Source organism: Synechococcus sp. R6-10, assembly GCF_047461815.1.
Taxonomy (GTDB): domain Bacteria; phylum Cyanobacteriota; class Cyanobacteriia; order Thermostichales; family Thermostichaceae; genus Thermostichus.
Genome location: NZ_JANSHW010000487.1, coordinates 1 through 1,482, shown reverse-complemented (window position 1 = coordinate 1,482; position 1,482 = coordinate 1). Strand labels below are relative to the sequence as shown.

1 protein-coding gene is annotated in these 1,482 nt (G+C 61.0%); it reads left to right on the top strand.

What is annotated here, in order from left to right; genetic code table 11:
• Window positions 1-1,482 (top strand): glutamate synthase central domain-containing protein (locus tag NW837_RS12610; RefSeq protein ID WP_414331981.1); only part of this gene is annotated, 1,482 nt, incomplete at both ends.

Here is a 1,482-nt window from a genome sequence, read left to right as displayed (position 1 = left end):
GATCAACACCTACCTGGGCAATGTCAACTGGATGGCCGCCCGCGAACAAACCCTTTCCCATCCCCGCTGGGGTACAGCGGTCGAGGATCTGAAGCCGATTATTGACCCGGGCACCAGCGACTCAGCAGGTCTGGACGCTGTGTTTGAGCTGTTGATTCAGTCGGGCTACTCCACTCAGCAGGCGATGATGGTGCTGATCCCGGAAGCCTATCGCAACCAGCCAGAACTGCAGAATCACCCGGAAGTGGTGGATTTCTACGAGTTCTTCGGCGGCCTGCAGGAGCCTTGGGATGGCCCGGCGATGGTGGTTTTCTGCGACGGCAAAACCATCGGGGCCACGTTGGATCGCAATGGCCTGCGCCCAGCCCGCTACGCTCGCAGCCGCGATGGTCTGCTGGTGGTGGCCTCGGAAGCTGGCGTGGTTCCTCTGCCGGAGACCGACATTTTGGAAAAAGGGCGGCTAGGCCCGGGGCAGATGCTGACGGTGGATCTGCAGAGCGGGCAAATCTGCAAAAACTGGGAGATCAAAACCCAGGTGGCAGCCCAGCACCCCTACGGCGAATGGCTCAAAGCCCATCGCGTTCAGCTCAGCACCCAAGGCTTTGAAAATACCCCTCACCTCTCGGAAGAACAACTGTTACAAGCCCAAACCGCCTTCGGGTACTCCTCAGAAGATGTGGAGATGATCATCGAGGAGATGGCGGCTACGGGCAAGGAGCCCACCTTCAGCATGGGGGATGATGCGCCGCTGGCTGTGCTGTCCACCCAGCCTCATCCCCTCTACGACTATTTCAAGCAGCGCTTTGCCCAGGTCACCAACCCTGCCATCGATCCCCTGCGGGAGAGCCTGGTGATGTCTTTGGATGTGTATCTGGGATCCAAGGGCAACCTGCTGGAGATCCGCCCTGAGCATGCCCGCCTGTTGCAGTTGCGCAGCCCGGTGCTCAACGAAGCGGAGCTGGCCGCTCTGCAGCATACCCCTTTTCCCTGCCACACGCTCCCGATTCTCTACCCGGTGGCTGCCGGCCCAGAAGGACTGGAGGTCCAGGTACGGGCCCTCTGCCAGCAGGCGGCTCAGGCAGTGCGGGGGGGAGCTGAGATTTTAATCCTCTCGGATCGCGGCCTTGATGCCGAGCAGGCTCTGATCCCACCTCTGTTGGCGGTGGGCGCCATCCACCATCACCTCATCCAGGAGGGGCTGCGCCTACGCGCTTCCCTGGTGGTGGAGACTGCCCAATGCTGGAGCACCCACCACTTTGCCTGCTTGATCGGCTACGGGGCCAGCGCCGTTTGTCCTTATCTGGCCTATGAAGCTGTGCGGCAGTGGTGGCACAAGCCCAAGACGCAAACCCAGATGGCTGCCGGCAAGTTGCCCCAGCTTTCCCTGGCCGAGGTGCAACTGAAGTACCGCGCCGCCATTGAGGCAGGGCTGCTCAAGATTCTTTCCAAAATGGGCATTTCTCTGCTCTCCAGCTACCACGG